The sequence below is a fragment of the Methanomicrobiales archaeon genome, assembly GCA_030019205.1.
Classification (GTDB): domain Archaea; phylum Halobacteriota; class Methanomicrobia; order Methanomicrobiales; family JACTUA01; genus JASEFH01.
On record JASEFH010000068.1, the window covers coordinates 1 to 735 of the forward strand.

General features: G+C 62.9%; 1 protein-coding gene. It reads right to left on the minus strand.

Annotation, left to right across the window (positions count from 1 at the left end; genetic code table 11):
* Positions 1–71: 71 nt before the first annotated feature.
* Positions 72–735 (minus strand): IS1634 family transposase (locus QMC96_13330; protein MDI6877735.1); only part of this gene is annotated, 664 nt, incomplete at its 5' end.

The following is a 735-nucleotide window of genomic DNA, read 5'->3' on the forward strand; positions in this document are numbered from 1 at the left end:
GCTCCTGACCCTCGCTGCCGTGCTGGGCACAACGATAGTCGACTACCTGAACAGCCTGATCTCCCACCCAATTAGGCACATAGTCCGAGTCCCTCCAGGATCTCCCTCTGCCGTTTGGTTTGCTCCGTCTGGATCCGGGTGCCGTTGGGCAGGATCATAATCCGCAGTTTCTCCAGTTCGGTCAGCACCCCTTCAACCGAGTAGTGCGTGGAGAGCCCCGATTCTTGCATGCGGTGCAGCAGCCGCATCCGCAGGAGGAGGGCGAGAAAGCAGACGAAGAGGTATCCCCGCAGGGTGGACTCCTTCCGCACCCCCAGCGGGAGTGCCCCGAGGTCGTTCTTGAGCTGGGAGAACCCCTTCTCCACCAGGTCCTTGCAGCGGTACAGGGCGAGACAGTCCTCCCAGCCGAACTCCCCCCGGCAGAGCAGGAGGAACTTTCCCATGCGGTTCACCCGCTGGGAGATGGCGTTCTGGCGGAGGGAGATCGTGAACCGGTTCTCCTGGACCGTCCAGGCGAGATAGGGAGCATAGGAGCGGGCGGTCTCCTCGAACACCTCTCCTGGGCGCATCCAGGGCCGCAGATGGATCGCCTTCAGCCGTGTGATGGTGCCGTGGAGCCGGCGGTAGAATGTCTTCCGTTCTTCCTGCTCCCGCTGCTGGTCGTAGTAGACGTAGCCGGTGACCGCATGGTCCCCGAAGGTGAGGGAGACCGGCAGCACGAACAGCGGTTCATCG